The organism is Pseudomonas sp. CK-NBRI-02 (assembly GCF_008124495.1).
Lineage (GTDB): Bacteria > Pseudomonadota > Gammaproteobacteria > Pseudomonadales > Pseudomonadaceae > Aquipseudomonas > Aquipseudomonas guariconensis.
On the sequence record NZ_VSJH01000006.1, the window covers coordinates 191,785 to 217,688 of the forward strand.

Sequence of the window (25,904 nt, forward strand, 5' to 3'; positions counted from 1 at the left end):
GATGAACCGACCCTGGAGTCCCGATAGCTGGCGCGCCCTGCCGATCCAGCAGCAACCGACCTACCCCGATGCTGCGCACCTGCTCAAGGTCGAGCAGACCCTGGCCAGTTACCCGCCCCTGGTGTTCGCCGGTGAGGCCCGGGAGCTGCGCCGGCAGTTCGCCGAGGTGACTGAGGGCCGGGCGTTTCTGCTTCAGGGTGGCGACTGCGCCGAAAGCTTCGCCGAATTCTCGGCAGCCAAGATCCGTGACACCTTCAAGGTATTGCTGCAGATGGCGATCGTCATGACCTTCGCCGCCGGCTGCCCGGTGGTGAAGGTCGGGCGTATGGCCGGGCAATTCGCCAAGCCGCGCTCCGCAGGCGACGAGACCATCGGTCAGGTGACACTGCCGGCCTACCGGGGCGACATCGTCAACGGCATCGGTTTCGATGAGCAAAGCCGCGTTCCGGACCCCGAGCGCCTGCTGCAGGCCTATCACCAGGCCACCGCCAGCCTGAACCTATTGCGCGCGTTCGCCCAGGGCGGCTTTGCCGACCTGCACCAGGTGCACAAATGGAATCTGGACTTCATCGCCAACTCGGCGCTGTCGGAGAAATACCACCAACTGGCCGGACGGATCGACGAGACCCTGGCCTTCATGCGTGCCTGCGGCCTGGATAGCGCGCCGCAATTGCGCGAAACCAGCTTCTTCACCGCCCACGAAGCCTTGCTGCTCAACTACGAGGAAGCCTTCGTGCGCAGCGACAGCCTGACCGGCGACTACTACGACTGCTCGGCGCACATGCTGTGGATCGGCGACCGTACCCGGCAATTGGATGGCGCACATGTGGAGTTCCTGCGCGGGGTGCACAACCCGATCGGGGTCAAGGTCGGCCCGAGCATGAACCCTGAGGAACTGATTCGCCTGATCGACACCCTCAACCCGGCCAACGACCCCGGCCGCCTGAACCTGATCGTGCGCATGGGCGCCGGCAAGGTAGGCGATCACCTACCCGGGCTGATCCGCACCGTCGAGCGCGAAGGTCGCAAAGTGCTGTGGAGCTCCGACCCGATGCACGGCAATACCATCAAGGCCAGCAGCGGCTACAAGACGCGGGATTTCGCGCAGATTCTCGATGAGGTACGCCAGTTCTTCCAGGTGCACCAGGCCGAAGGCTCGTATGCCGGCGGTATCCACATCGAGATGACCGGACAGAACGTCACCGAGTGCATTGGCGGAGCGCGCCCGATCACCGAGGATGGCTTGTCGGATCGCTACCACACCCATTGCGATCCACGGCTCAACGCTGATCAGTCGCTGGAACTGGCCTTCCTGATTGCCGAAACGCTCAAGCAAGTGCGTCGCTAAGGGCGCATCGCGTCGCGGCTTCGCGGGTAAACCCGCTACCGCAAGGGTGGCAATACCCTTGTAGGAGCGGGTTTACCCGCAAAAAACCACCGCAACACCCGGTCATTTGCGCAGTGGGTCATCCCAGAATGGCCGCTCGGCCTCCTGCTGGATATCCGCCCGGCTCAACCCCAGGTCATGCAAGGTCGCATCGCTCAGGCTCAGCAGCTCGCGGCGCTGACGGTACAGCTGATACCAGCGAAGGATCCGCGCCAGTGCGGCCTCTCCCAGATGGGTGATCGAAAAGGCAGGTTTGACGTACAGGGAAGTGATCTGACCTTTCATCTTGAAGCCCTCCGTGAAGATGGCTTCAGTCTCTCGCCAGGCTTAAGATCAATCCAACGAATGTTTCTGATGCCATGCATCTCGGAGATTGATGCAATGTCCCAGTACCAGAACCTGGATTCGGATGTGCTGCGCACCTTCGTTGCAATTGCCGAGCAAGGCGGCTTCACCCGCGCCGGCGAGGTGGTCAACCGCACCCAGTCGGCGGTGAGCATGCAGATGAAACGCTTGGAAGAAGACATCCTCCAACGCCAGCTGTTCGAGCGCGACGGCCGCCAAGTCCGCCTGACCGCCGAAGGCCAGGTCCTGCTCGGCTATGCCCGGCGCATCCTCAAGCTGCAGGGCGAGGTGTTCAACACCCTGCGCATGCCGCACATGGTCGGCGTGGTGCGCATCGGCACGCCGGACGACTACGCCATGCGCTTTCTGCCTACCATTCTTTCAAGCTTCGCCCAGGCGTATCCGCTGATCCAGGTGGAGGTGCACTGCGACTCGTCCAAGCAACTGATGCTGCGCCAGGATCTGGACCTGACCATCGTCACCCGCGAGCCTGGCAACGAGATTGGCCAATTGCTGCGCCAGGAGCGGCTGGTCTGGGCCGCAGCCCAGGGCTTTTGCCCGCAAGAGCAGCGGCCCATGCCTCTGGCCTTGTTCAACACCGATTGCTTCTGCCGCGCCTGGACCTGCAATGCCCTGGAAAGCCAAGGCATCGACTACCGCATCGCCTACACAAGCCCCAGCCTCGCGGCGATCTTCGCCATCGTCACCGCTGGCTTGGCGGTGACAGCGCAACTGCAGAGCCTGATCAGCGGCAACCTGCGCACCCTCGGTGAGCAGGAAGGCCTGCCGCAACTGCCCTTGGCCAACGTGATGCTGCTGCGAAATACCCAGCACCAGTCGCCCATCACCGACTGCATGGCCGATTACATCGTGGAAGGCTTCAAGTAAGGCCGGCAACTACAGCTCGTACGCCAGCATCACCGCACAGACCACCAGGAAGGCACAGAACAGCGTACGCAGTACTTTTTCCGGGAGCGCGTGGGCGAGCTTCACTCCCCAGCTGATGCTGAGCAGGCCCCCGATGGCCAGCGCGATACCCGCGTGCCAGTCGACACTCCCGTGCACGCCGTAAGTGACCAGTGTCACCAGTGTGCTGGGCGCGGCCAAGGCCAGGGACAACCCTTGCGCCACAACTTGTGTGGCGCCGAATACGCTGGTCAGGATCGGCGTGGCCACCACTGCCCCGCCTACCCCGAACAACCCGCCCATGGCACCGGCAAAACTGCCCAGCACGCCCAGCCACGGCCAGGGGTAGCGCAGCTCGGTGCTCGGCGGGGCGACCGGTAGGAACATCCGCGCCACATTCCACACCGCCAGCGCCACCAGAAAGCCCACGAAGCCCAGGCGCATGGAATGGGCGTCGATGCCCACCGCCCAGATCGACCCAAGCCAAGCGAACAAAAAGCTGCACGCCGCCAACGGCAGCGCGTGGCGCAGTTCGATGCGGTTGCGCTGGTGATAGCGCCACAGCGCCAGCAACACGTTCGGCACCACCATGACCAAGGCCGTGCCCTGGGCCAGTTGCTGGTCGAGGCCGAACAGCACTCCAAGGGCCGGAATGGCGATCAGTCCGCCACCGATGCCGAACAGACCACCCAGGGTACCCAGGGCCGCGCCCAGCACTATGTTCATCAACCACTCGATCATCAGGGCCTCATCCACATTCAACGATGTCCGCATGCTAGCGATTGATGCCTGGCAGGGAAACGCACAGCAGCGCACAATGGCTTTGCGTTATTTGCACAAGCAGAGCCACCATGAGCCCCGATATTCTCACCGAACAACTGAGCCTGTTCCTCGATGTACTGGAAACCGGCAGTTTTTCCGCCGCCGCCCGGCGTCACCCGCTGACGCCTTCGGCCGTGGCGCGGCGCATCGACAATCTCGAACAGGCGGTGGGCAGCCGCCTGTTCGACCGTAGCACCCACGCGGTTCGAGCCACGCCCGCCGGCAAGGCTTTCGCCGAACGTGCCAGGCGCATCATCGAGGAGCTGCGCCTGGCGCGGGCCGAAGCGGTGTCCTTGAGCAGCGCGCCGGAAGGCCTGATCCGCGTCGATGCCCCGGCTGCCTTCGGGCGTCGCCACCTGGCCCCAGCGATTGCCGATTTCCTGGCGGCCTACCCGGGCCTGGATGTGCAACTGCGCTTGATCGACAGCTTCGTCGACCTGCACGGCAGCCACCTGGGAGAGGTCGACCTGGTACTGCGTGCAGGCCCCCTGGCCGACACCCGCCTGGTGGCCACACCCCTGGCGTACATGGTGCGCATTGCCTGTGCCAGCCCCGCCTACCTGGCCAGCCGCGGCGTACCGGCCTGCCCCAGCGAACTGCCGGAGCACCACGGCCTGGACTGGGACGGACTGGCTCCCCCCTTCGCCTGGCGCTTCACGGTAGATGGCCAGGCACGCCTGTACCGCCCCGCGCGCATGCGCATGGCAGCCAACAATGCCGAAACCCTGCTGTTCGGCGCCCTGGCCGGGCTCGGCATCGCGCACCTGCCCACGTGGTTGATCAGCGACTACCTGCTGCGGGGTGAACTGGTGCCGTTGTTCTGCGACAACGGCCTGCCGCCAGCAGAAAGCAGCGGCATCTATGCAATGCGCCTGGCACATGAAACGAACTCTCGCAGTCGCTTGCTGCTCGAATTCCTCAAGAGCCGATTCAGCCCGATACCACCATGGGACTTGGCCCTGCGCAGCGAACTGCGCGGGTAGTAAGCGCGCTAACCATCAGCGTGCTAGATTTTCACCTTGAACTCATTGAAGGACCTGCATGAACGCCACCACCAAAGCCCCCTGCGACGAGCTGCTGCTGGACAACCAGGTCTGTTTCGCCCTGCACTCCACCTCGTTGCTGATGACCAAGGTCTACAAGCCCCTGTTGCAAGCCTTGGGCCTGACTTATCCGCAGTACCTGGCCATGCTCGTGCTCTGGGAGCAGGACGGCCTGACCGTGGGCGAGATCAGCCAACGCCTGCTCACCGATCCCGGTTCTCTCACACCCTTGCTCAAACGCCTGGAAAGCGAAGGCCTGCTCAAGCGCACCCGCAGCCGTGAGGATGAACGGGTGGTACTGGTAGAACTGACCGACAAGGGCCGCGCCCTGCAGAACGAGGCCAAGCGCGTACCCCCGTGCATCCTGCAAGCCAGCGGGCGTAGCGTCGAACGTCTGCAACAACTGCAAGCCGACCTGTTGGAGTTGCGCGCCAGCCTGCAAAAAAACCTCTGAGGGCTATGCTGGTAGGGCCGTTCCGATGAGCGGTGGCAAATTTATCTTGCGCGCAAAATAATTGAGCGCTAATTTAAGTCCCGTACCCACCCCAGCGCCATGGCGCACAGCACACAAGCGAGGCTCAAGATGCAAAAGGTCACTCCCCTGTACATCGCTGAAGCAACCTCCACCGGCGGTCGCGATGGTAAATCCCGCTCCAGCGACGGCAAGCTCGAGGTCAAACTGAGCACTCCCAAGGAATTGGGCGGCGCAGGCGGCGAAGGCACCAACCCTGAGCAGATGTTCGCCGCCGGCTACTCGGCCTGCTTCATCGGCGCCTTGAAGTTCGTCGCAGGCCAGGCCAAGAAGCAACTGCCAGCAGACAGCTCGATCACGGCCAAGGTCGGCATCGGCCAGATCCCCGGCGGGTTCGGTCTGGACATCGATCTGCACATCAACCTGCCAGGCCTGGCCCAGGCCGAAGCCGAGGACCTGGTCGAGAAGGCGCACCACGTGTGCCCTTACTCCAACGCCACCCGCAACAATGTGGATGTCAGGCTGCATGTGACCGTCTGAGCCTCTTCGCGAGACACCCGCCCCTACAGGGCCACGGTGTCCTCCTGGGAGCGGGTTCATCCCCGTAAAAGGCACTGCCAGGCATCACATGAAGATTTTGCAGTGGCATAAAAAAACCCGGCCTCGGCCGGGTTTTTTGCGATCGCAAGAAGGATTACTTCTTGGAACGACCCTTGAAGCTGCCGTCGCGAGTGTCGATGTCGATCCACTCGTCGATCTCGATGAAGTCGGCAACCTGAATTTCGGTGCCGTTGGCCAGTTTGGCCGGCTTCATGACCTTGCCCGAGGTGTCGCCACGGGCGGCGTTCTCGGTGTAGGTGACCTGACGGCTGATAGTGGTCGGCAGTTCGACCGATACGACTTTCTCTTCGTACATGGTCAGGGCGCAGACGTCCTGCATGCCTTCTTCGATGTACGGCAGAACGGCGTCGATGTCTTCGGCGTTCAGTTCGTACATGGTGTAGTCGGTGGTGTCCATGAAGGTGTAGGCATCACCGCTGATGAAGGACAGGGTGACTTCCTTGCGATCGAGGATCACGTCGTCCAGCTTGTCGTCGGCGAAGTAGACGGTTTCAGTCTTGTAGCCGGTCAGCAGGTTCTTGAGCTTGGTCTTCATGATCGCGCTGTTGCGACCGGACTTGGTGAATTCGGCTTTCTGTACCAGCCACGGGTCGTTGTCGATCCGCAGTACGGTACCGGGTTTCAGTTCTTTACCAGTTTTCATTACGAAGTATCCGAATCTGGATGGATTTATAAAAATCGAGGCCGCGTATCATAGCCAATTTCGGTAAAACTGTACCAGCGTCGTGGCAAGGTCCGGCCGAGCGGCCTGTGCGGCGCTCCATTGGCGGGCATGGGCCACGAGCTCCGGCCAGTGCCCAAGCGCCCCGCGCCAGGCGGCGCCCATGTCCTGATCCTTGTTCCAGGCACGCCAAAGATCAACCAGCGCATCCCCTGCTTTTTCTGATAGGCCTTGGCGATAAAGTGCGAGAAACGCCTCGAGTTTTTCCCAATGGGTGTTCTCTTCCTGGACATAGATGTGCCACAGCATGGGCCGGCCGGCCCACTGGGCGCGCACGAACGAATCTTCGCCACGCACGGCATTGAAGTCGCAAGCCCAGAGCAACCGGTCGTAGTCATGCTGGCTGACGAAAGGCAGGATCTGCACGGTCAACGCGCCTCTGCGCCGCACATCGCCAACGCCCAGGGTTGGCGCGTCGAGCCAACGACGCACATCGGCCAGGATGCGCCCCTCTGGCACCAGCAGGTGGCTGGGTTGGGCATCCTCGGCCAGCGCCTCGAGCCAGTTCCCCAGTTGCGCGTTCTCGTAGGCGAACAGCGAGATCAACCGAGTACCCTCCTCCACCTGCACACCCAGGCGCTGGAGAAACGCCCGGCGCGCCGCTGGATCCGCCTCGAAGGCCTCACGCCGAGCCAGCAGCGAGCCCTCGCGCAGCAAGCCGCCGGTCTTGTCGGTGAAGCCTGGGAAGAAAAACACCGTCCGCAGGCCATTGGCCTGTGGCGAAGGCAACCCGTGGCAGCCCTCCACCCAGTCTTCGGCGCTGAGGTATTCGAGGTTCAGCCACAACGCAGGCCGGGGGCGCAGCCGCAGGGCCTCGACGTAGTCCGCAGGCAGCCGGCAACCAAAGGCGCCGATCACCACATCGGCGGGCTCCACCGGCTGCCACGGGGCCGGCCAGTGCCGCACGTCGACACCTGCCTGCCATTGCTGCGAGGCACCGGCATCGGCTTGCGGACACAAGCGCACGAACGCGGTCAGATCATCCACCCACAGGCGTACGGCCAGGCCCTGTTCGGCCACCAGTTGCCGGGCCAGGCGCCAAGTCACGCCGATATCGCCGTAGTTGTCCACGACTGTGCAGAAGATGTCCCAGGTGGCTTTCATGCCCACTCCCCTCACCGCGGAAAAACCGCGGATTCTGCGGATAAATTGTCGCAGACGAAAGCGCGAAGCTGAAAATATCGACCGCCGCCATGCGACAATGCAGGCCAAGAACTGCCTGCCAGGAGGCCCTCATGCCCCGTCACCGCGAACTGAAGATTACCCTCAAGCCTGCGCAGCTGATCCTCTGCGTGGCCTTTGGCCTATGGCTCGGCGCCGTGGCCATCGCGCTGAGCCTATGGCTGGCCTGGCGGTGGTGGCCGCAGCAGGTGCAACCGGTGGCCCAGACCGTTGCACCGGCCCTCTACCCCGCTGCGCCAGCACCCGCCCAGCCCGCCGATGCCCAGGCCGAGATGTTCGAACGCTACAAGGTGATCCTGCAGGAGCAACAGGCCCGCCAGGCCGCCGATGCCGCACAGGGCAACCCGCGCAACCTGAACAACCCCAAGTGCCAGTTCTGGCTGCAGCAGAACCGCACCGCCCCCACCGACAAGAGCCAGGCCAACGTGCTGGAATTCTGCTACTGACCATGGACAAGACTGCCCTGCTCGCCCGTATCGTCGAGACCCTCGCACGCGATGAGGATGTGCTCCGTCGCGCGGCCCAGACCGCCTACGAAGCGGCTACCGCTGAGGAGAACATCGCCGAGAACAAATACGACACCCTGAGTCTCGAGGCCTCGTATCTCGCCACCGGCCAGGCCCGACGCACAGCCGAGATCCGCCAGTCGCTGCTGGCGTACCAGCAGTTGCTGCTACGCGACTATGATCCGGCGCGCGGTATCCAGATCAGCAACCTTGTCACCCTGGAAGACGAAAGCGGTGAGCAACGTCTGCTGTTCCTAGGTCCCGAGGCCGCCGGGCTCAAGATCGATGCAGGGGATGGACAGGTAACGGTCATCACCCCGCGCTCGCCCTTGGGGCAGCAGTTGCTGGGCAAGAAGGTCGATGACGAAGTGAGCTTGGTGGTGGCCGGCGTGGCTCAGGTTCAGGTGGTAGTCGAGGTGGTCTGAGCGGGCCCATCCGCGGGGTGAATCCACCCACGCCAAACCTGCAAATCTACAGCGTTTCCAGAGCATTGAACCGCCTCGCCAACCCCTGTTCGGCAAACCGCTGCACCACAAAATCGATGAACGCCCGGGTCTTGCCCGGCAGCAGCTTGTGCTCGGCGTAGTACAAGCTGATATGCCCATCGTCGACGTACCAATCCGGCAGCACTCTACGCAAACGCCCGGCCACCAGATAGGGCACTGCGAACGGCAGGCTGACCAAGGCAATGCCCAATCCCTGCTCGGCCACCACACAGGCGGCGTCCGAATCGCTCATGGTCATCGCCTGGTGCAGTTGCAAAGGCCGCTGTTCCTGCCAGCGGCTGGTCAGCGGCCAGGAACGCACGCGGCCGGTCTGGGGCGAACGGATGAGAATACCGGTATGGCGCGGCAACGCCTCAGGTGCCTCGATCGGCCCGAGGCGTTGCAAGTAGTCAGGTGCAGCCACCAGCACCCGATGCGCAGGCGTCAGTTTGCGCGCCACCACGCCCGGCGGCAGCTCGAAGCCGCCGCCGATGGCTGCATCGAAACCTTGGCCTATGAGATCGATCTGGCGGTTGTCGAAGTGCCAATCCGGGATGATCGCCGGGTATCGCTGCAAAAACTCTCCCAGCAATGGCAATACGTACAGGCGCCCGAACACCGTGCCCATGCTCACCCGCAAGGCCCCGGCCGGCTGGCCTTCGGCGCTGGCCAGGTTAGCCATGGCGTACTGGATGGTGCGAAAGCTGTCGCTGACCTCGCCCAGAAACCGCTGCCCTGCTTCGGTCAGGGTGAGCTTGCGCGTGCTGCGCTGAAACAGCCGCACGCCCAATCGTGCTTCCAGTTGGGCGACGTTCTTGCCGACGGCCGCCGGGGTCAGGGACAGGCGTCGGGCCGCCTCGGCGAAACTGCCCACCTCGGCACTGCGAATGAAGCACTCCAGTATGCTGAACGATTCCATGGCCATGATTATCAACCTAAGGTTTACTCTGCTAATCGTGATTGCCATCTTATCAGCGGGTAATCCAGGGTCGATACTGCGTCCATCCAAGGCATCGGGCCTTGCTTAGAAGCAGGAGATCAGCATGTCCAACACATTCAACCTCAACGGCAAGGTGGCTCTGGTCCAGGGCGGTTCTCGCGGCATCGGCGCGGCGATCGTCCGCCGCCTGGCCAAGGAAGGCGCCAAGGTCGCCTTCACCTATGTCAGCGCTACCGAGACCGCTGCCACGTTGGTTGCCGACATCCACGCCGAAGGCGGCCAGGCACTGGCGCTGCGCGCCGACAGCGCCGATGCCGCCGCCGTGCAGCAGGCCGTGCAGGCGACCGTCGAAGCCTTTGGCCGCCTCGACATCCTGGTGAACAACGCCGGCGTGCTCGCCGTGGCGCCGGTGACCGAGTTCGACCTGGCCGAGTTCGACCGTATGCTGGCCATCAACGTGCGCAGCGTGTTCGTCGCCAGCCAGGCGGCGGCACGTCATATGGGCCAAGGCGGACGGATCATCAACATCGGCAGCACCAACGCCGAGCGCATGCCGTTCGCAGGCGGCGCGCCCTATGCCATGAGCAAATCGGCACTGGTCGGCCTGACCCGGGGTATGGCTCGCGACCTGGGCCCACAGGGCATTACCGTGAACAACGTGCAGCCCGGGCCGGTGGACACCGACATGAACCCGGCGTCGGGCGAGTTCGCCGACAGCCTGATCCCACTGATGGCCATCGGGCGCTACGGGAAAGTCGAAGAGATCGCCAGCTTCGTTGCCTACTTGGCTGGCCCTGAAGCCGGTTATATCACCGGCGCAAGCCTGACGGCCGACGGCGGCTTTGCCGCCTGAGTCGTGTCGCCTCTTCTCGGATTTGCCCGCGAAGAGGCGACATCTCACAGTGACTGCAGGTGCGCCTGGAGCAACTCGAGGAATGCCCGCGCCGCCGGCGTCGGGCTGCTCGACCACACCGCGTACAAGTGACGCACAGGCGCCTCGTCCAGGTACGCCATGGCCACGCCTTGAAAACCCTGGGCGATGCGCTCGGGGACCAAGCCCACGGCCATGCCGCGCTGGACGAATTTTTCCACCAGGCGGATATGACCGATCTCAAACTGCACCCGACGCTGCACACCCGCTGCCAGGAACGCCTCATCGGTCTGCCGGCGCGCACCGGTCCCTTCGGGAAAGTCCACCAACACTTGGTCCGAGAGCGCTGCCAGGGCCAGTTGCCCACGATTTGCCAAAGGATGATCCGGATGCAGTACCGCCACCAAGGCCTCACGGGCCAGCAAACGATGCTGCACGCCCTGCAACGTCTCGCCCTGCCACAGGCCGATGAAGCCGACATCCAGGCGCCGCTCATTGACATCGGCCACCAGCCATTCGCTCTTGGCGGTCAACCAGCGGATGTCCACGTCTGGGTAGCGCTGGTGAAACACCGCCAGCAGATCAACCAGATCGAGCGCCGTGAGCGAACTGATTTCACCGATCGCCAAGCGTCCTCGCACCTGGCCGCAGGCCGCCGCGACGTCCTCTGGAATGCGCAGCGCCGCTTCCACCGCCGGCCGCGCACTGCGCACGAAGGCCTCACCGGCTGGCGTGAGCCGCACCCGCCGCGAACTTCGCTCGAACAGGTTCACCCCCAGTTGCGCCTCCAGCCGGGCCACCTGATGGCTGAGTGCCGACTGCACGACATGGCAGCGCTCGGCCGCGCGGGTGAAACTGCCGGTGTCGGCCACGGCCAAGGCATATTCGAGCTGCTTGAAGTTCATGATTGATCTGTTTTAGAGATAGATAAGTTGAAAACTATACATTGGCGTCATGCCGTGCACTTCCCGATACTTGCCTTCACTTCCGATTGCCCGCAATGAGAGCAACCATGAACACCCCCTCCCTGAGCCGCGCCTTGATCCTGCTGATGGCCACCGCCACCGGCCTGGCCGTGGCCAGCAACTACTACGCCCAACCGCTGCTGCACAGCATCGCCGAACAATTTGGCCTGGACACTGCCAGCGCCGGGACCATCGTCATCGCCGCCCAGCTCAGCTACGGGGCTGGCCTGTTGCTGCTGGCGCCGCTCGGCGACCTGTTCGAACAGCGCCGCTTGATCGTGTGCATGGTCGCCATCGCCACCTTGGGCCTGGTGATCAGCGCCTGCGCGCCGAGCCTGCCCTGGCTGTTGCTCGGCACGGCGCTGACCGGACTGTTCTCAGTGGTGGCCCAGGTGCTGGTGCCCATGGCCGCCACCCTCAGCGCCCCAGAGCAACGCGGCCGCGCCGTGGGCACGCTGATGAGCGGGCTACTGCTGGGCATTCTTCTGGCACGTACTGCCGCAGGGTTCATGGCGGAGATCGGCGGCTGGCGCAGCATCTATGTACTGGCCGCGGTATTGATGGCGGCGACCGCCATCGCCCTGTATCGCAGCCTGCCGCAGCACCACTCCCACGCGGGACTCAAGTACCCGGCCCTGATCGGATCGGTGTTCCGCCTGTTCGTCGAAGAACCTGTACTGCGCCTGCGTTCGCTGCTGGGCCTGCTGGCGTTCAGTCTGTTCGCCTTGTTCTGGACCCCTTTGGCCTTCCTCCTGGCCCGTGAGCCTTACCAGTACTCCGATGCCGTGATCGGCCTGTTCGGTCTGGCGGGGGCGGCCGGTGCATTGTCGGCCAATTGGGCCGGACGCCTGGCCGACCGTGGCCAGGGCTCGCTGGGCACTACCGTCGGGCTGGTCGCCCTGCTGCTGTCGTGGGTGCCGCTGGGCTTTGCCCAGAGCTCGCTGATGGCGTTGCTGATCGGAGTGCTGGTACTGGACCTTGCGGTGCAGCTGATACACGTCAGCAACCAGAACGCGGTGATCGCTTTGCGCCCAGAAGCCCGCACACGGCTCAACGCCGGGTACATCACCTGCTACTTCATCGGTGGTGCGCTGGGCTCGTTGCTGGGCACCCAGTTGTTCCAACGCCAGGGCTGGATGGGGATCGTCGTGGCCGGCCTGGTCATCGGCACACTGGCCCTGGTGGTATGGGCGCTGGCCGAACGCAAGCGCAAGCTGGCCATGCAGTCGGCGTGACGGTCTGATCTTTCGCGGGTAAACCCGCTCCCATCGGGCCTACGCAAGCCTTGTGGGGGGGTACCCGCGAAACAGCCGGCGCGGACGAACATCGTTGTACCTGCCCGTGGGCTACAGCAAAAATCCTGCCGCAGTGCGCCACCAACCCTCCGTCGCCTGCCCGTTGACTTGCCGAGCGCCACAGCGCTCAGTAGGCGCTGGTCAAAGCCCTTTCCCGGACAGGACGACACAATGACAAGACTCACGGTGCAATCCGGCGATTTCTTGCAAGGTGAAGGCGAGTATCGCAATGGATCGCTCACACTCAAGACCCCGCGCAGCCCATCCCCAGGCGAGCGGATTTCCCTCACACGCATCAAGGACCTCAGGCTCGCCAGCCTCGAGCCCAGTCGCAGCCTGGGCAGCGCCATCGGCTGGGGAGTGGCCGGTGCCTTGGTAGCAGGGCCCGTCGGCCTGCTTGCCGGGCTCTGGCTAGGCGGCAAGGATGAAGAGGCTACCTTCCTGGCCACCTTCAAGGACGGCCGCAAACTGATGGCCATTACCGACGGCAAGACCTGGTCGAAGATCGACGACAACTGGCGAAAACATCAGCGCTCCGCCGCTCGCTGATCTTTTTTCTTCACCCAATCGTTTCAGTCCCCAGGTGCCTGCGAAATGCTGGCGCCTGGGGCGTTCGCGCCTGCTACCATGGCGCCCTTTTGCCCGTCCGACGCAACGCCGACGGCGCCCATCCTGTCTGACATCCCGGCATCTGCGCCCCCCGCGCCCAGCCTTCAAGGAGCCCTGCATGACCCCGCTTCGCCCTCGTCTGCCCCTCAGCCTGCTTGGCCTGAGCCTTGCCCTGCACAGCGCCCAGGGGCTAGCCGATGACAGCGTGACCTTGGCGCCGCTGCGCGTATCGGAGGTTTACGGCGACGAGGGTTATCAGGCTCGCGAAGCCCAGGTCGGCGGCTTGCAACCAGGCCCGCTGCTCGACACACCAGCCTCGGTCAGCGTGTTCGGTCGCCAGTTGTTGGATGATCGCCAGGTCCGCACGCTCAGCGAAGTGCTGCAAAGCGATGCTTCGGTCGGTGAAAGCTACGCCCCGGTCGGCTATTACGAGAACTTCAATGTGCGGGGTTTCGAGCTCAACGCCGCCAGCAGCTACCGCATCAACGGTCAGACCATCGCTGGCGAGCAGAACGTGGCTCTGGAGAACAAGCAGCAAGTGGAACTGCTCAAGGGGTTGTCGGGCCTGCAGAGCGGTGTGTCGGCGCCTGGCGGCCTTATCAACTACGTGACCAAGCGCCCGGAGGACGTGCGCAGCGTCAGCGTATCGACCAACGAGCAAGGCGAGCGCTACCTGGCCACCGACCTCGGGGGCTGGTTCGGCAGCGAGCGCCAGTTTGGCCTGCGCGCCAACCTGGCCCATGAAGACATCCGCTCCTACGTGGAGCATGCCGACGGCAAGCGCGATTTCGCCTCCCTGGCGTTCGACTGGCAGATCAACCCCGATGCCATCTTGCAACTCGATGCCGAGTACCAACATCGCGAGCAACTGTCGGTTCCAGGGTATCAACTGCTGGGCGGTACCGAGGTGCCCCATGGCGTGGACCCTGACGACCATCTGGCCTATCAGCGTTGGGCCAAGCCTGTGCAGAACGACTCGCTGAACGTGGGTGGGCGGTTCGAGTACCGCTTCAGCGATGCCTGGAGCGGCACCCTGAGCGCCTCGCGCAGCAAGGTAGTGATCGATGATTACAGCGCATTCGCCTGGGGTTGCTACGGCGCAGCCAGTTGTGCAAGTGCCGCGGTACCCAATTATTTCAGCCCCGAAGGCGACTACGACATCTATGACTTCCGAAGCCCGGACGACACCCGTCGCATCGACGAAGCGCAGGCCATGCTCAATGGCCGCTTCGACGCCCTGGGCGTGGGTCATGAGCTGACGGTGGGAACGAGTGCACAGCGTCGCACCTTGGATCAACGCCCTTACTACAACATTGGCGTCGGAAGCGGCAACATCAACGAAGATGTACCTGCAGTCCCTCCGGCCACCGTTCCCGTCGGTTCCAGCGAACGCCGCCTGGACAGCCGCCAATACGGTTTATTCATCAACGACACGATCACCATCAACGAACAGTGGCAAAGCGTCATCGGTGCCCGCGAAGTGCGTCTGGACGAAAAAACCTGGAACGAGAACGGCGATGCCGGTCGCCATACCCAGCAATACCAGCTGCTGCCCAACGCCGCGCTCATCTACAAGCCGCAGCCGGACACCACGCTCTACGCGAGCTACTCGAAAGGCCTGTCCGCCGGCGGTACCGCGCCCTGGTTCGCCAGCAATGCCTCTGAAATCCTCGCCCCCACCCTGTCGCACCAGACGGAGCTGGGCATCAAGCATGACTGGCAGGGCATGAGCTTCAGCGCCGCGCTGTTCCAGATCCGCCAGGCCTATCAATACGCACGCCCGGAAAACGGCGGCTTCACCTATGTGCAGCAAGGCCAGCAGAAGAATACCGGCCTGGAACTGGGTGCCAGCGGCTGGGTGACCTCGCGCCTGCAAATCCAGGCCAGCGCTGCGGCGATTCATGCCCGGGTGCAGAACAGTGGCACCGATGACTACGAAGGGCACCAGGCGATCAACGTCCCGCGTCTGCGCGCCGCACTGCAGGCCGATTACAGCCTGCCGGTCCCAGGCCTGGCCCTGCTCGGCGGCGCCCGCTACAGCGCCAGCAAGTATGCAAGCCAGGCGGGGAACGTGGAGGTGGGTGGCTATACGGTGTTCGATCTCGGCAGCCGCTATCGCACCCGCATCGGCGGCTATGAGACTGTGCTGCGCCTGACGGTGGATAACGTCTTCGACAAACGCTACTGGCGGGATGTGGGGAACTACCTGGGCGACAACTACCTATTCCAGGGCGCACCACGCACAGCGCGACTGTCGGCTTCGGTCAGCTTCTGAGAGATCAGGGGCTGCCTGGCAGCCCCATTGCGGGACAGGACGGGTTGCACAGCAGCCCTGAGCCCAAAGACGAACAAACAAAAAGCCCCCGGCATTTCTGCGCGGGGGCTTCTTGTGGAATGTGGCGGTGAAGAAGGGATTTGAACCCTTGATACGATTTCTCGTATACACACTTTCCAGGCGTGCTCCTTCGACCACTCGGACACTTCACCGGATCTCTTCAAGCAGTTCAGCCTGTCGAGGCGCGCTAATTTAGTAGAAGCCTTTTCCTTTGGCAAGTATTTTTTTCAGAATTTTCATGCGCTTAAGCCAATTGGCCAAAACAACGGGCCTGCCAGGGCAATGCTGCCAATCTGGCCAGTGCTTTTACAGCCCATGTTGCCCCTGCCCCGTCGCGGCAAGGGGCGCGGCCCAGACGCTGACCGACCGGTCAGCCTTATCGCTTTACCTGACCGGCGTCGCTGGGTACCGTCGTCGCCACGTCACCCAAAGGACTCTGTCATGAGCGAGCTGATTACCTACCATGCCGAAGACGGCATCGCCACCCTGACCCTGAACAACGGCAAGGTCAATGCCATCTCGCCGGATCTCATCGCCGCCTTCAATGCCGCCTTGGACCGCGCCGTGCAAGAGCGCGCCGTGGTGATCATCACCGGCCAGCCGGGCATTCTCTCCGGCGGCTACGACCTCAAGGTGATGACCAGCGGCCCGAAGGAAGCCGTCGGCCTGGTCACCTTGGGCTCCACCCTGAGCCGTCGCCTGCTCAGCCACCCCTTCCCGGTGGTGGTCGCCTGCCCGGGCAACGCCGTGGCCAAGGGCGCGTTCCTGCTGTTGTCAGGGGACTACCGTATCGGTGTCGAGGGCCCCTACAAGATCTGCCTGAACGAAGTGCAGATCGGCATGACCATGCACCACGCCGGCATCGAGCTGGCCCGTGACCGTCTACGCCGTTCGGCCTTCCATCGTGCGGTGATCAATGCCGAAGTGTTCGATCCGCATGCGGCGGTGGATGCAGGCTTCCTCGACAAAGTGGTGCCCGCTGAACAACTGCAGGAGGCTGCCCTGGCTGCCGCCCGCGAGTTGAAGAAGATCAACATGCTGGCGCATAAAAACACCAAGCTGAAGGTGCGCAAAGACCTGCTCGAGACGTTGGACAACGCCATCTTGCTGGACCAGCAACAAATGGGTTGAGTCGACAGCGCCTTTCACAAACGCGAGCCCGCGCGCCTCTAGCCGCGGGCTTTGCCATGACACAACACCCAAAGGTTTGCCCCAGGCAGTGCACACCCGTACACTGCGCCGCGACTGTCTGGTGTGTGAGTCGTCCCATGCTCTATATGCTCCGCATGCTCCTTCTGGCACTGCATTTTCTGTTCGTCGGCGTGGCGGGTCTGGTCATCGGCCTGTGTCGGCCGTTCAACCCCGATAACAGCCGCCTGTTCGCCCGCCTCTACAGCCTGCCTGCCGCCTGGCTGATGCGGATCAAGGTCAAGGCCGAGGTCGGCCCGTTGTGGGACCAACCACCCGGCTGCGTCATCGTTGCCAATCATCAGTCCAACTTCGACCTGTTCATCCTCGGCCAGGTGGTACCGCAACGCACCGTGGCCATCGGCAAGAAGAGCCTGGGCTGGATCCCCCTGTTCGGCCAGCTGTTCTGGCTCGGCGGTAACGTGCTGGTGGATCGCAAGAATGCCTACCAGGCGCGCAAGGCCATGCAGGTGACCACCCGCATCTTGCGTAACGACACCTCGATCTGGATCTTCCCCGAGGGCACCCGCAACCCCGGCGAGCACTTGCTGGCCTTCAAGAAAGGCGCGTTCCACATGGCCGTCGAGGCCGGTGTGCCCATCGTGCCGGTATGCGTCAGTCGCTACTCCAAGCGCCTGGGCCTGAACAGCTGGCGCCAGCGCACAGTGATCGTGCGCTCGCTGCCACCGATCGCCACTGCCGGCCTGAGCCAGCAGGATCTGCCGGTACTGATCGAGCAATGCCGCACGCAGATGCAGCAGTGCATCGACCGCATGGAGGGCGAGCTGGCGCAAAGCTGATTCGCTCGGCAATGCGCTCGACGCCCTCAGCGACACAGGCGATGGTTGCTCTATGACGTGACTGAGCCCAAGCTGTATCGGGTGTTCAACCGAAGAAGCGGACAACCATGGGGCGAGTCGTGGCATCGGCGGTGTACAGCGCCGGCAGGAAGGTCACCAATATCAGTATCGACGAGGGCAGCGAGTGGGCCCGCAAGCCAGGGCACTTCGTCTGGATCGGCCTGGAAGAGCCCAATGCCGAAGAGCTGGCCAACCTGCAGCGCCAGTTCGGCCTGCATGAACTGGCCATCGAAGACGCCCTGGAAAAGCACAGCCGCCCCAAGCTCGAGACCTTTGGCGACGCCCTGTTCATCGTCACCTATTCCCCGGTGCGCCATGAAGGCAAGCTGGAGTTCATCGAGACGCACATCTTCGCCGGCAACGGCTACATCATTACCTGCCGCAACGGCCATTCCAAATCCTATGCCTTGGTGCGCCAACGCTGCGAGGCGCGCCCGCTGTTGCTCGAGCATGGCGAAGATTTCGTGCTCTACGCCTTGCTCGACTTCGTCACCGAGAACTACCAGCCGGTCAGCGAGGCCATCCACGGCGAGATCGAGGAGCTGGAACAGAGCGTGCTGAGCAATTCGCTCCAAGAAGAGGACATCCAGCGCCTGCACAGCCTGCGCCGGGACATCCTGCGCCTGCGCCGCTACGTGGCGCCGATGGTCGAGGTCAGCGAGGAGCTGCAGCGCCTGAACTTCCCCTTCATCGACAAGAACATGCGCCCGTACTTTAGGGACGTGCAGATCCACGTCACTCGGCAGATGGAAGATCTGGCCAGTATCCGCGACATCGCCAGTCAGACTATCGAGATCGGCATGCTGCTGGAGTCGTCACGCCAGAGCATCGTGCAGCGAAAGTTCGCTGCCTGGGCGGCGATCCTGGCGTTCCCCACCGCCATTGCAGGCATCTACGGGATGAACTTCCAGAACATGCCGGAGCTTGGCTGGCATTACGGGTACTTTGGGGTCCTAGGCGTGATTGGCGTGGGATGCAGTGCGCTGTACGCAAGCTTCAAGCGCTCGGGCTGGCTGTAGCCGTATGCCGCACGGGCCGATCTTCGAGCTGCTTTGAAGCCTGTGAGAGGCCGCAAAGCGGCCCCCACAGGGCTCTTTATGCCGCGTTTTCCTTGGCCTTGTCCGAATGCCCGATGAACCGCAGCATCCACTTGCCGACCAGATCGCCCTGGTGGTCTTGCTCCAGGCTGGCGATCGCTCGCCGGTAGACCTCTTCGCCCAACACATCCTGGCGCGCGTCGAGCAAGGCGCGGGAGTAGTCATGGACGAACTCCGGATGCCCTTGGAAGCACAGCACCTGATCGCGGATGTGGTAGGCCGCATTGGGGCAGAAATCGCTGGAGGCGATGACCGTAGCGCCCTCAGGCAGCTCGGTCACCTGGTCCTGGTGACTGATCAGCAGGGTCAGTTCGGACACTTCAGGATCCATCCACGGCGCATGGGCCGCCAAGGAATAACGGTGGATACCCAGGCCCCAGCCCTGATCGGCCCGCGCGGTCTTGCCGCCGAGCACCAGCGCCAGCACCTGATGGCCGAAACACACACCCAGTAGCTTCTCGCCACGCTCGTAGAGCTTGAGCAGGTAGGCCTTGAGCGTCTGGATCCACGGATCGGAGCCGAACGAGTCCGCCTTGCTGCCGGTCACCAGGTACGCATCGAAGGTTTCGCCCTCGGGAGGGTACTCGCCGTTCATCACGTTATAGACGTGAAACTGCGCTGCGATCGGCTGACGCGAGAACAGCTGCTCGAACATCCTTCCGTAGCCCTGATACTGCGCGGTCAACTCCGGTCGCAGGACATCGGTTTCCAGGATGCAGATGCGTAACGACATAGGGATAGTCCTGAACGACGTGTGTGGGATTTTTGCTGTAGAGACTGACGCGAAACCTACCTACAAGCAAGTAGGATGCACTGACGAACGGTCACTAATTTCACCGGGGCGCTCGTTCATGCCGCACCTGTCTAGCCAGAGGATGCCAGCGTGATAGCCCTTGGCCTCATAAACGAAAGAAATCAACGAATCTGCCAATAGAACAAAGGGTTCTCAAACATGGATAACGCACACCCTACTGTTGGTTGTATATCCAGACACACGAGGCATGCACGACCGGCGTCACCGAGCGCCGTTGCGATCGACCCGAAGCAAGACAAGGAAGCCAAGGGCTATTCAGGAATAACAACAAGAAGGCGGTCCGCCATGTTCAGACAATCGAAAGTACGCCAAGCCGGGCTCATTCTCTTCGCCACGACCTTGCTGCTCATCCTGCCGAACCTGACACGCTTGTTCGGATAAACGCAGCCGTGGCCATTGTTGGCATTGCACAGGTAATCTGCCGACCACTCAAGGTTGGAGATTACCCATGCGCAATTGCTTTGCCCTATTGACCTTGCTGTTCTGTCTGCCGCTATCGGCGGCGCAATTGCATCTGGAATTCGGTCATACCGCGCGCCAGTGGCAAAGCGAGGCATTGCTGGCACACCCACAGGCCCAGGACATCAGTATCGAGCAGGATGTCTCCTACAAGCGCCCCATGCACTACCGCGCTGTGCCATTGAGTGCACTGCTCGAGGGGGTGGGCCCCAACGATCATTTGCAAGCCGTCGCGCTGGATGGCTTCGCCGCCGAAATGCCTGCCGCGCCCTTGCTCCAGGCCGGCCCCGCACGGGCCTGGCTGGCCGTGGAAGACCCGGCCAAACCCTGGCCGGCGCTGGGCAACGGCAAACCGGGTGCCGGGCCGTTCTACCTGGTGTGGACCGACCCTCAAGCCGGGAACATCCGCCCAGAGCAATGGCCGTTCCAGATCACCACGATTCGTCGCCTGGCACCGGTGCAGGAGCGCTTCCCTGCCCTACTGCCCGACCCCACGCTCGCAGCGAACGATCCAGTACGCCAGGGCTTTGCCCTGTTCCAGCAGAACTGCCTGGCGTGCCACCGCCTCAATGGCGCAGGCGATGCCCAGTTCGGACCAGACTTGAACGTGCCCCACAACCCCACCGAGTACTTCCAGCCGGGCTTTTTGCGCCGCTACATTCGTGATCCGCAAAGCCTACGGCAGTGGCCCCAGGCGAAAATGCCAGGGTTTGCCGAAAACGTGCTGAGCGAGCAAGAGCTCGACGCATTGATCGCCTACCTGGCGCACATGGCCAAGCGCAAGCCTTGAAAGGTTGTGCCGCCGGCGCAGCCTGCAAAGGGCCGCACAGCGGCCCCAGGCCCAGGGTATTCAGGCGACTGGCCGCTCCTGCTTCACGCCCCATCCCTCGACCTCGCCCCCAAAGGGCGAGACGACCTGCTCGAAGGCCTCCTCGAAGGCCCCGATCCCTCGGTAGGTGGCGTACATGATTTTGCTCAGCTCCAGGTGCCAAGCGCCGTCGTCCAGCTCACGTACCTGGGCATTGAGGGATTCACCGCGGAACTGTCCGGCCGCACGCCGGGCACCAGCCTCGTCAGGGAACACCGCATAGAACTCGATGGGATGGATTCGGGTGAAGTCGAAACCGCCAGCTTTCATCTGGCGAAGGACATTGCTGCTGATATCGTCGTTCTGGCTGCTCATGAAACGTCCTCCTACAAACGCAATGGATAGACTTTCCGTGCACAACGCACCTGCTTTGCACAATCGAGTGCCTGGCAGATCGAGCTAATGAGAGACGCGAATGGAGCCGACGCGGATCCGCAGAAAGATCCGGGCCTCGTCTGAGCGTAGTGCCTGCTGGCTCACAACGCCAGCGCAGCGCGTTCAGGGCCTTTCTTCGATGCGTGTGATGGAGACGCCGCTCTGCTCCTTGAGCCAGCGCACGGTGGGGAATGGACTGCGGTCCTGGAAGTCATTGAGGTCAAGTTCATCGATGACCGGGAACAAATGCGAGCGGATCAGGCGGGCGGCTTGCTCATCGCTTGGGCGTTGATCGCCGTTGTAGAGCAGTGAACTCTGTACGCCATTCTGGTCGACGAAGGTGACTTCCCACTCTTTCATTGAATTGTCCTCTCAATCAAAGAATACCGGGTGTGTGCTGCCAGTATCCTTGACCGTCGACGAGGGCGTTTGTTCAGTTCACCGCAGTGGTGGGAAAGCCCGCCCCACAGGTGAAGGCTTGGCCATCACCTGTGGGAGGGAGCGCGCGAGGGCGTCAGTCCTTGGGCACGCCATGGACGACACCGGCGGTGTTGTCCATCAGGCTCTTGGTCGCCGTCTGGATGTAGGACTCGAGGTTCTTCAGCAGCTCAGGCTGGTCGGGGCTCTCGATCAGCTCGGCCTTGAACTCGCGACCCAGCTGGTAGCGATACAGGCGCGGGGTCATGTCCTTGGACTCGATGAGGATGCGGTCACCCTTGACCAAGCCAACGATCTGCTCGCTGCCCGACGGCTTGATGATGCCCACGCCCGGGTCGCCCTCAGGCAGGTTCAGCAGGTCACGGCCCCAGCACTGGTGGCGGGTCTGGCCACCCAGGCGGCCCATGATGGTCGGCACGATGTCGACCTGGGTACCCACGGTGTGGTTGACCGCACCGAACTTCTCCTGGATCCCCGGGGCGATCAACAGCAACGGTACGTTGAAGCGGCCCAGGTCCAGCTCGGTGACCTGCTGCTGGTTGCCGAAGCCATGGTCGCCGACGATGACGAACAGGGTGTCCTTGAAGTACGGCTCCTTGCGCGCCTTCTCGAAGAACTGGCCAAGTGCCCAGTCGGAATAGCGCATGGCCGTGAGGTGTTCGTCCAGGCGGCCCTGGCCTGTGACCTTCTCGACGGGCAGGTCCTTGGGCAGCGCATACGGGGTGTGGTTGGAGAGCGTCTGCAGCAGCGCGTAGATCGGCTTTTTGCCATCGTGCTTGGCCAATTCCTCGTTGCCCCGGTCGAACATGTCCTGGTCGGACACGCCCCACGTCGGGTCGGAGAACACCGGATCGACGAAATCGTTACGGCCAATGAAAGTGGTCATACCCTGGTTGCCGAAGAAACCGGACTGGTTGTCCCAGGCGAAATCCCCGTTGTAGACGTAGACATCGTCGTAGTCACGAGCGCTCAGTAGCGCTGGCAGGCCAGACAGCTTGTGCCCCCCTTCCGGGGTCTGCATCAGGTATTCGAAACCAGGCAGGTTCGGGAAGCACGCCATAGTGGCGAACATGCCCTGGTGGGTGTGGGTGCCGTTTGAGAAGAAACGGTCGAACAGCAGGCCTTCCTTGGCGAGCTTGTCGAAGTACGGCGTGATGTTATTCGGGCTGCCGAGGGCGCCCACCGAATGACCGGCGAAGCTTTCCATGAGGATCACTACGACGTTCTTGACCGGCAGGGTGCGGTCAGCGGGCGGCTGGAAGTCACGGCGCACAGCCGCTTCGTCGGCATCGACCAAGGTGTCGTGAGGGGTCAGCAACAGATCACGCACGGTTTGCGTGGCCACGTCCTGCTCGACGGTGGGCTTCCAGATATTGGCACGGTCTTCACCGAAACGGCTCTTGGCCGCGTCGATCAGGGTCAAGGTGCCGTTCAGGCCAAGCTGGTTGACGAAGTTCGAGTCGGTGGTGAAGGCATCCCCCCAACGCATCGGCGGGCCCTGGCGCAGGGTGCCACGGGCAGCCACGACGGCTACCAGCAGTACCACCATGAACACTGCCAGGCGGTGGTACCAAGGGGCGATCCGACGTGGAGCCAGGCTCTGGGAGGCTCCGCCATTGCGGGTCAGGCGGTCGATACCCTTGAACAGCAGGCTCAGCAGCCAGGTCCCGAACAGCCAGGCCAGCAGGTAGCGCACGACTGGGAAGCCGTACCACAGCATGCTCAGGACGGTCTTGGGGTCTTCCTTGATGTACTGGAACACCAGGCCGTTCAGGCGCTGGTGGAACTCGCGGTAGAAGTCCATTTCCATCAGGCCAAGGAACATCACCACGCTGGACGTCAAGGTCAGCCAAAGGCGGAAGAACCCGCGACGGGCCATCGCCCAAGGGCTGAGCAACGCCAGCAACAGCGGAATGCTCAGGTACACCACCACCCGCAGGTCGAAGCGCAGGCCGTTGAGGAATCCTTCGGCGACGGTGGAAGATGGGGTGTCGCCGATCATGTCGCTGTTGTAGATCAGCAACGCCAGGCGAACCAGGCTCAGCATCAGCATGATCACCAGGCCGCTGAGCAGCGTATAGGCCAGGTGCGATTTGAGGGTCGGCGCGAACGGAGCCGGCACGGCCCGTTGCTTCAAGGCATCCGTGTTAGCCATGAATGAGGGGATCCTAGGATTGCGGGTTTGCGGAAAGGCGAAATCGCCCTGCTACCTGAAGGGCCCGGCCATCAAAGCACGGCTATTGGGCCAACGCAGCATTGTGCGGCGCGGATTTTCAATAATCCAGTGTGAAAATTTCGTCACGAGCCGGCGTTTGCGGTGTCTAGCGGGCCCATTGGCGGATAAACCTGCCAATGGGCCGGATTGGTACCGCTGCCTTCAGAATTTCAGGCTGCCCCTGGGCCCGGCGATGGCCCAGATGATCAGCCCGATCACCGGCAGCAATACGATCAACAAGATCCAGAGCACCTTGATGCCCACCTCGGCGCCGCTCTTGAGCACGTGAAGAATCGCCCAGATGTCCAGGGCGAGAATGATGAGCCCGACAAGGCTGTTGAAGGTGGACCCCATGCGACTGCTCCTGGCAAAAGATTTGGTGCCAAGCATAGCCGGCTATTGCGTCGATAGAATGGAATGCTTGGCCGCTGGAATAGGTCAATGGCTAGACTGCGTTCATACATTGTCACGAGGTCCGCATGCCCCCTGCCCACGCTCCTGAAAGTCCTGCTCCCGCCTCGCTGTTCAACGCCTGGCGGCAACAAGCCGCGACCACCCCATGGCTCAGCGCCGGCCTGGGCCTGAGCCTGTTGGTCGTGCTCGGCCTGCTCGCGGCCAGCCTGTGGAATGCGATCCATGGCGACCATGCCGACAACCTGCACTTGGCGCTGCTGGGTGGGCTGTCAGGGTTCGGCGCCACAGCCCTGGGCGCGGTGCTGGCAGTGGTGCTGCGCGATGTCAGCACGCGCAGCCAGGACGTGATGCTCGGCTTTGCCGCCGGGATGATGCTCGCGGCCAGTTCCTTCTCGTTGATCCTGCCAGGCCTGGACGCTGCCCGGGAAATCACCGGCAATGGCCCGGCAGCGGCCTTCACCGTGGTGCTGGGTATGGGATTGGGTGTGCTGTTGATGCTTGGCCTTGATCGCTTCACCCCGCACGAACATGAAAGCACTGGCCCTTGCGGCCCAGAGGCGGAGCGAATCAACCGGGTGTGGTTGTTCGTGCTGGCGATCACCCTGCATAACCTGCCCGAAGGCATGGCCATCGGCGTGAGCTTCGCCAACGGCGACATGAACATCGGCCTGCCGCTGACCAGCGCAATTGCCATCCAGGACATCCCCGAAGGCCTGGCCGTGGCCCTGGCTCTGCGCGCGACAGGCCTGTCGAACCTCAAGGCGGCGCTGGTGGCGGTCGGCTCCGGCCTGATGGAGCCGCTGGGTGCGGTGATTGGCCTGGGTATCTCTACCGGCTTCGCACTGGCCTATCCGGTGAGCATGGGCTTGGCGGCGGGTGCGATGATCTTCGTGGTGTCCCATGAAGTGATTCCCGAAACCCACCGCAATGGGCACCAAACGTCGGCAACCCTGGGCCTGATGGGCGGATTCGCGGTGATGATGTTCCTCGATACCGCGTTGGGCTGACGCTACCGCCTCATCAGGGGTAAACCCGCTCCCAGCAGGTCCGCATCGATGCCTGCGGAAGCGGGGCCACCCGCGAACGAGCAGCCCGTCAAACGTGAACAGCGACCTTCAATGCTTCCAACGCCGGCTCGACCTTGATCCCCACCTCAGCGCCCAACTCCAGTACTCGGGCCAGGTCGTTCTGCCCCACCATCACCATCTGCAACTCGTCATCGAGCAACTGGCTGAAGTTGACCAGCACATAACCGCCGGCCTCCTTGTTCAGGGCCCCCATCTGGACCTGGATGCGATTGAGCGCGGTCAGCGGCTCGGTGCGCGCCAGCTGCTTGGGCTTGAGGTTGAACGGCACACTCTTGTCGAATGAGTCGGTGATGCGCTCGAACAGCTCTTGGTAGCTATCGGCCTGGAACAGCACGGTGTCCGGCAGGCTGCCGACCACCACCCATTCACCCAGTGGGATGGGGAAGCTGTCGTCGTAGTTGATGTCTGGGTTGGCGGCCAGGAAGGCGGCGGGATCGGCGTAGGCCTGGGCTGCTTCGTCGGCGATGCGCTCGATGTCTTGCTCGCGCATGCAGCCGGCGCCGATGAGGCTGATGAGTTCGGACAACTGGTTTTTCATGGGGGGGCCCCTGCGCTGGCGAAAAAGTCGCCAAGGATAGCCGCA

The 25,904-nt window shown here is 62.9% G+C and carries 28 protein-coding genes and 1 tRNA gene; 16 read left to right on the forward strand and 13 right to left on the reverse strand.

Going from position 1 to position 25,904, the window contains the following annotated elements:
- The first annotated feature begins 1 nt into the window (after window position 1).
- Entirely contained in the window at window positions 2-1,348 is a 1,347-nt protein-coding gene (locus tag DQ397_RS05295) for a class II 3-deoxy-7-phosphoheptulonate synthase (RefSeq protein ID WP_043209841.1), read from the forward strand.
- Window positions 1,349-1,450: 102 nt separating this feature from the next.
- Here DQ397_RS05295 and DQ397_RS05300 read toward each other — a convergent pair whose 3' ends face one another.
- Complete coding sequence (locus tag DQ397_RS05300) at window positions 1,451-1,672, reverse strand: DUF1127 domain-containing protein (protein WP_043209839.1); 222 nt, start codon at window positions 1,670-1,672, stop codon at window positions 1,451-1,453.
- 96 nt (window positions 1,673-1,768) lie between these two features.
- Here DQ397_RS05300 and DQ397_RS05305 point away from each other — a divergent pair, with 96 nt between their 5' ends.
- The gene (locus DQ397_RS05305) at window positions 1,769-2,620 is read left to right on the forward strand and encodes a LysR substrate-binding domain-containing protein (protein ID WP_052352446.1); all 852 of its coding nucleotides are present in this window, start codon (window positions 1,769-1,771) and stop codon (window positions 2,618-2,620) included.
- Window positions 2,621-2,629: 9 nt separating this feature from the next.
- Here DQ397_RS05305 and DQ397_RS05310 read toward each other — a convergent pair whose 3' ends face one another.
- On the reverse strand, window positions 2,630-3,379 hold the full coding sequence (locus DQ397_RS05310; RefSeq protein WP_043209835.1) for a sulfite exporter TauE/SafE family protein: 750 nt from the start codon (window positions 3,377-3,379) through the stop codon (window positions 2,630-2,632).
- Window positions 3,380-3,489: 110 nt separating this feature from the next.
- On the opposite strand from DQ397_RS05310, the gene DQ397_RS05315 reads away from it, so the two are divergent.
- The 3 genes from DQ397_RS05315 (at window position 3,490) to DQ397_RS05325 (ending at window position 5,515) form a co-directional block, all read left to right on the forward strand.
- Window positions 3,490-4,443: a LysR family transcriptional regulator gene (locus tag DQ397_RS05315; protein WP_043209832.1), complete on the forward strand. Its 954-nt coding sequence runs from the start codon at window positions 3,490-3,492 to the stop codon at window positions 4,441-4,443.
- A 58-nt stretch (window positions 4,444-4,501) separates the two neighbouring features.
- Window positions 4,502-4,957 carry a MarR family winged helix-turn-helix transcriptional regulator gene (locus DQ397_RS05320; protein ID WP_043209831.1) on the forward strand — a complete coding sequence of 152 codons (456 nt, stop codon included), beginning with the start codon at window positions 4,502-4,504 and terminating at the stop codon, window positions 4,955-4,957.
- Window positions 4,958-5,086: 129 nt separating this feature from the next.
- The gene (locus tag DQ397_RS05325; protein WP_043209829.1) at window positions 5,087-5,515 is read left to right on the forward strand and encodes an organic hydroperoxide resistance protein; all 429 of its coding nucleotides are present in this window, start codon (window positions 5,087-5,089) and stop codon (window positions 5,513-5,515) included.
- Window positions 5,516-5,669: 154 nt separating this feature from the next.
- On the opposite strand, the gene efp is transcribed toward DQ397_RS05325, so the two are convergent.
- Complete coding sequence (gene efp / locus DQ397_RS05330) at window positions 5,670-6,239, reverse strand: elongation factor P (protein WP_043209827.1); 570 nt, start codon at window positions 6,237-6,239, stop codon at window positions 5,670-5,672.
- Between the two features lie 48 nt (window positions 6,240-6,287).
- Window positions 6,288-7,421: an elongation factor P maturation arginine rhamnosyltransferase EarP gene (earP, locus tag DQ397_RS05335; protein ID WP_043209825.1), complete on the reverse strand. Its 1,134-nt coding sequence runs from the start codon at window positions 7,419-7,421 to the stop codon at window positions 6,288-6,290.
- 131 nt (window positions 7,422-7,552) lie between these two features.
- On the opposite strand from earP, the gene DQ397_RS05340 reads away from it, so the two are divergent.
- Both DQ397_RS05340 and DQ397_RS05345 read left to right on the forward strand, forming a co-directional pair.
- Window positions 7,553-7,945, forward strand: coding sequence for a hypothetical protein (locus DQ397_RS05340; protein ID WP_043209823.1), 393 nt, complete (start codon window positions 7,553-7,555; stop codon window positions 7,943-7,945).
- Window positions 7,946-7,947: 2 nt separating this feature from the next.
- Window positions 7,948-8,430 (forward strand): GreA/GreB family elongation factor, encoded by a 483-nt coding sequence (locus DQ397_RS05345; protein WP_043209822.1) that lies wholly within the window; start codon window positions 7,948-7,950, stop codon window positions 8,428-8,430.
- 46 nt (window positions 8,431-8,476) lie between these two features.
- Here DQ397_RS05345 and DQ397_RS05350 read toward each other — a convergent pair whose 3' ends face one another.
- On the reverse strand, window positions 8,477-9,415 hold the full coding sequence (locus tag DQ397_RS05350) for a LysR family transcriptional regulator (protein WP_043209820.1): 939 nt from the start codon (window positions 9,413-9,415) through the stop codon (window positions 8,477-8,479).
- Window positions 9,416-9,533: 118 nt separating this feature from the next.
- Here DQ397_RS05350 and DQ397_RS05355 point away from each other — a divergent pair, with 118 nt between their 5' ends.
- Entirely contained in the window at window positions 9,534-10,283 is a 750-nt protein-coding gene (locus DQ397_RS05355; protein ID WP_043209818.1) for a 3-oxoacyl-ACP reductase family protein, read from the forward strand.
- A gap of 44 nt (window positions 10,284-10,327) precedes the next feature.
- Here the strand turns inward: DQ397_RS05355 and DQ397_RS05360 are convergent, their stop codons facing one another.
- Window positions 10,328-11,206 (reverse strand): LysR family transcriptional regulator, encoded by an 879-nt coding sequence (locus DQ397_RS05360; protein ID WP_043209817.1) that lies wholly within the window; start codon window positions 11,204-11,206, stop codon window positions 10,328-10,330.
- Window positions 11,207-11,313: 107 nt separating this feature from the next.
- Between DQ397_RS05360 and DQ397_RS05365 the strand changes: the two genes are divergently transcribed.
- The 3 genes from DQ397_RS05365 to DQ397_RS05375 all read left to right on the forward strand — a co-directional run bounded on the left by DQ397_RS05365 (window position 11,314) and on the right by DQ397_RS05375 (window position 15,445).
- Complete coding sequence (locus tag DQ397_RS05365) at window positions 11,314-12,501, forward strand: MFS transporter (RefSeq protein ID WP_043209815.1); 1,188 nt, start codon at window positions 11,314-11,316, stop codon at window positions 12,499-12,501.
- Window positions 12,502-12,732: 231 nt separating this feature from the next.
- Window positions 12,733-13,110, forward strand: coding sequence for a hypothetical protein (locus DQ397_RS05370; RefSeq protein ID WP_043209812.1), 378 nt, complete (start codon window positions 12,733-12,735; stop codon window positions 13,108-13,110).
- Between the two features lie 178 nt (window positions 13,111-13,288).
- On the forward strand, window positions 13,289-15,445 hold the full coding sequence (locus DQ397_RS05375; RefSeq protein ID WP_043209810.1) for a TonB-dependent siderophore receptor: 2,157 nt from the start codon (window positions 13,289-13,291) through the stop codon (window positions 15,443-15,445).
- Window positions 15,446-15,567: 122 nt separating this feature from the next.
- On the opposite strand, the gene DQ397_RS05380 is transcribed toward DQ397_RS05375, so the two are convergent.
- Window positions 15,568-15,657, reverse strand: a tRNA-Ser gene (locus DQ397_RS05380).
- 289 nt (window positions 15,658-15,946) lie between these two features.
- Between DQ397_RS05380 and DQ397_RS05385 the strand changes: the two genes are divergently transcribed.
- The 3 genes from DQ397_RS05385 (at window position 15,947) to DQ397_RS05395 (ending at window position 18,572) form a co-directional block, all read left to right on the forward strand.
- Complete coding sequence (locus DQ397_RS05385; RefSeq protein WP_043209808.1) at window positions 15,947-16,636, forward strand: crotonase/enoyl-CoA hydratase family protein; 690 nt, start codon at window positions 15,947-15,949, stop codon at window positions 16,634-16,636.
- 137 nt (window positions 16,637-16,773) lie between these two features.
- The gene (locus tag DQ397_RS05390; RefSeq protein WP_043209806.1) at window positions 16,774-17,493 is read left to right on the forward strand and encodes a 1-acyl-sn-glycerol-3-phosphate acyltransferase; all 720 of its coding nucleotides are present in this window, start codon (window positions 16,774-16,776) and stop codon (window positions 17,491-17,493) included.
- Window positions 17,494-17,600: 107 nt separating this feature from the next.
- Entirely contained in the window at window positions 17,601-18,572 is a 972-nt protein-coding gene (locus DQ397_RS05395; protein WP_043209804.1) for a magnesium and cobalt transport protein CorA, read from the forward strand.
- Between the two features lie 76 nt (window positions 18,573-18,648).
- On the opposite strand, the gene DQ397_RS05400 is transcribed toward DQ397_RS05395, so the two are convergent.
- Entirely contained in the window at window positions 18,649-19,383 is a 735-nt protein-coding gene (locus tag DQ397_RS05400) for an amidotransferase (protein WP_043209801.1), read from the reverse strand.
- A gap of 529 nt (window positions 19,384-19,912) precedes the next feature.
- Here DQ397_RS05400 and DQ397_RS05405 point away from each other — a divergent pair.
- Window positions 19,913-20,713, forward strand: a complete 801-nt coding sequence (locus DQ397_RS05405) for a cytochrome c (protein WP_043209799.1) — start codon at window positions 19,913-19,915, stop codon at window positions 20,711-20,713.
- Between the two features lie 60 nt (window positions 20,714-20,773).
- Here DQ397_RS05405 and DQ397_RS05410 read toward each other — a convergent pair whose 3' ends face one another.
- The 4 genes from DQ397_RS05410 to DQ397_RS05425 all read right to left on the reverse strand — a co-directional run bounded on the left by DQ397_RS05410 (window position 20,774) and on the right by DQ397_RS05425 (window position 24,173).
- Window positions 20,774-21,106, reverse strand: a complete 333-nt coding sequence (locus DQ397_RS05410) for a ribonuclease E inhibitor RraB (RefSeq protein WP_043209796.1) — start codon at window positions 21,104-21,106, stop codon at window positions 20,774-20,776.
- 183 nt (window positions 21,107-21,289) lie between these two features.
- Window positions 21,290-21,526 (reverse strand): hypothetical protein, encoded by a 237-nt coding sequence (locus DQ397_RS05415; protein WP_043209794.1) that lies wholly within the window; start codon window positions 21,524-21,526, stop codon window positions 21,290-21,292.
- A 154-nt stretch (window positions 21,527-21,680) separates the two neighbouring features.
- A complete protein-coding gene (locus DQ397_RS05420) occupies window positions 21,681-23,759 on the reverse strand; it encodes an LTA synthase family protein (RefSeq protein ID WP_043209792.1) in 2,079 nt (692 codons plus the stop codon).
- 222 nt (window positions 23,760-23,981) lie between these two features.
- Window positions 23,982-24,173 carry a PLDc N-terminal domain-containing protein gene (locus DQ397_RS05425; RefSeq protein WP_043209790.1) on the reverse strand — a complete coding sequence of 64 codons (192 nt, stop codon included), beginning with the start codon at window positions 24,171-24,173 and terminating at the stop codon, window positions 23,982-23,984.
- Window positions 24,174-24,298: 125 nt separating this feature from the next.
- Between DQ397_RS05425 and DQ397_RS05430 the strand changes: the two genes are divergently transcribed.
- Window positions 24,299-25,240 (forward strand): ZIP family metal transporter, encoded by a 942-nt coding sequence (locus DQ397_RS05430; RefSeq protein ID WP_043209787.1) that lies wholly within the window; start codon window positions 24,299-24,301, stop codon window positions 25,238-25,240.
- Between the two features lie 88 nt (window positions 25,241-25,328).
- Here the strand turns inward: DQ397_RS05430 and DQ397_RS05435 are convergent, their stop codons facing one another.
- Complete coding sequence (locus DQ397_RS05435; RefSeq protein WP_043209784.1) at window positions 25,329-25,859, reverse strand: hypothetical protein; 531 nt, start codon at window positions 25,857-25,859, stop codon at window positions 25,329-25,331.
- Window positions 25,860-25,904: the final 45 nt, after the last annotated feature.

Bases quoted from the DNA above. Each gene is read 5' to 3' on its own strand.
- DQ397_RS05295 (WP_043209841.1), top strand. From the start codon at position 2: ATGAACCGACCCTGGAGTCCCGATAGCTGGCGCGCCCTGCCGATCCAG.
- DQ397_RS05300 (WP_043209839.1), bottom strand. From the start codon at position 1,672: ATGAAAGGTCAGATCACTTCCCTGTACGTCAAACCTGCCTTTTCGATC.
- DQ397_RS05305 (WP_052352446.1), top strand. From the start codon at position 1,769: ATGTCCCAGTACCAGAACCTGGATTCGGATGTGCTGCGCACCTTCGTT.
- DQ397_RS05310 (WP_043209835.1), bottom strand. From the start codon at position 3,379: ATGATCGAGTGGTTGATGAACATAGTGCTGGGCGCGGCCCTGGGTACC.
- DQ397_RS05315 (WP_043209832.1), top strand. From the start codon at position 3,490: ATGAGCCCCGATATTCTCACCGAACAACTGAGCCTGTTCCTCGATGTA.
- DQ397_RS05320 (WP_043209831.1), top strand. From the start codon at position 4,502: ATGAACGCCACCACCAAAGCCCCCTGCGACGAGCTGCTGCTGGACAAC.
- DQ397_RS05325 (WP_043209829.1), top strand. From the start codon at position 5,087: ATGCAAAAGGTCACTCCCCTGTACATCGCTGAAGCAACCTCCACCGGC.
- efp (WP_043209827.1), bottom strand. From the start codon at position 6,239: ATGAAAACTGGTAAAGAACTGAAACCCGGTACCGTACTGCGGATCGAC.
- earP (WP_043209825.1), bottom strand. From the start codon at position 7,421: ATGAAAGCCACCTGGGACATCTTCTGCACAGTCGTGGACAACTACGGC.
- DQ397_RS05340 (WP_043209823.1), top strand. From the start codon at position 7,553: ATGCCCCGTCACCGCGAACTGAAGATTACCCTCAAGCCTGCGCAGCTG.
- DQ397_RS05345 (WP_043209822.1), top strand. From the start codon at position 7,948: ATGGACAAGACTGCCCTGCTCGCCCGTATCGTCGAGACCCTCGCACGC.
- DQ397_RS05350 (WP_043209820.1), bottom strand. From the start codon at position 9,415: ATGGCCATGGAATCGTTCAGCATACTGGAGTGCTTCATTCGCAGTGCC.
- DQ397_RS05355 (WP_043209818.1), top strand. From the start codon at position 9,534: ATGTCCAACACATTCAACCTCAACGGCAAGGTGGCTCTGGTCCAGGGC.
- DQ397_RS05360 (WP_043209817.1), bottom strand. From the start codon at position 11,206: ATGAACTTCAAGCAGCTCGAATATGCCTTGGCCGTGGCCGACACCGGC.
- DQ397_RS05365 (WP_043209815.1), top strand. From the start codon at position 11,314: ATGAACACCCCCTCCCTGAGCCGCGCCTTGATCCTGCTGATGGCCACC.
- DQ397_RS05370 (WP_043209812.1), top strand. From the start codon at position 12,733: ATGACAAGACTCACGGTGCAATCCGGCGATTTCTTGCAAGGTGAAGGC.
- DQ397_RS05375 (WP_043209810.1), top strand. From the start codon at position 13,289: ATGACCCCGCTTCGCCCTCGTCTGCCCCTCAGCCTGCTTGGCCTGAGC.
- DQ397_RS05385 (WP_043209808.1), top strand. From the start codon at position 15,947: ATGAGCGAGCTGATTACCTACCATGCCGAAGACGGCATCGCCACCCTG.
- DQ397_RS05390 (WP_043209806.1), top strand. From the start codon at position 16,774: ATGCTCTATATGCTCCGCATGCTCCTTCTGGCACTGCATTTTCTGTTC.
- DQ397_RS05395 (WP_043209804.1), top strand. From the start codon at position 17,601: ATGGGGCGAGTCGTGGCATCGGCGGTGTACAGCGCCGGCAGGAAGGTC.
- DQ397_RS05400 (WP_043209801.1), bottom strand. From the start codon at position 19,383: ATGTCGTTACGCATCTGCATCCTGGAAACCGATGTCCTGCGACCGGAG.
- DQ397_RS05405 (WP_043209799.1), top strand. From the start codon at position 19,913: ATGCGCAATTGCTTTGCCCTATTGACCTTGCTGTTCTGTCTGCCGCTA.
- DQ397_RS05410 (WP_043209796.1), bottom strand. From the start codon at position 21,106: ATGAGCAGCCAGAACGACGATATCAGCAGCAATGTCCTTCGCCAGATG.
- DQ397_RS05415 (WP_043209794.1), bottom strand. From the start codon at position 21,526: ATGAAAGAGTGGGAAGTCACCTTCGTCGACCAGAATGGCGTACAGAGT.
- DQ397_RS05420 (WP_043209792.1), bottom strand. From the start codon at position 23,759: ATGGCTAACACGGATGCCTTGAAGCAACGGGCCGTGCCGGCTCCGTTC.
- DQ397_RS05425 (WP_043209790.1), bottom strand. From the start codon at position 24,173: ATGGGGTCCACCTTCAACAGCCTTGTCGGGCTCATCATTCTCGCCCTG.
- DQ397_RS05430 (WP_043209787.1), top strand. From the start codon at position 24,299: ATGCCCCCTGCCCACGCTCCTGAAAGTCCTGCTCCCGCCTCGCTGTTC.
- DQ397_RS05435 (WP_043209784.1), bottom strand. From the start codon at position 25,859: ATGAAAAACCAGTTGTCCGAACTCATCAGCCTCATCGGCGCCGGCTGC.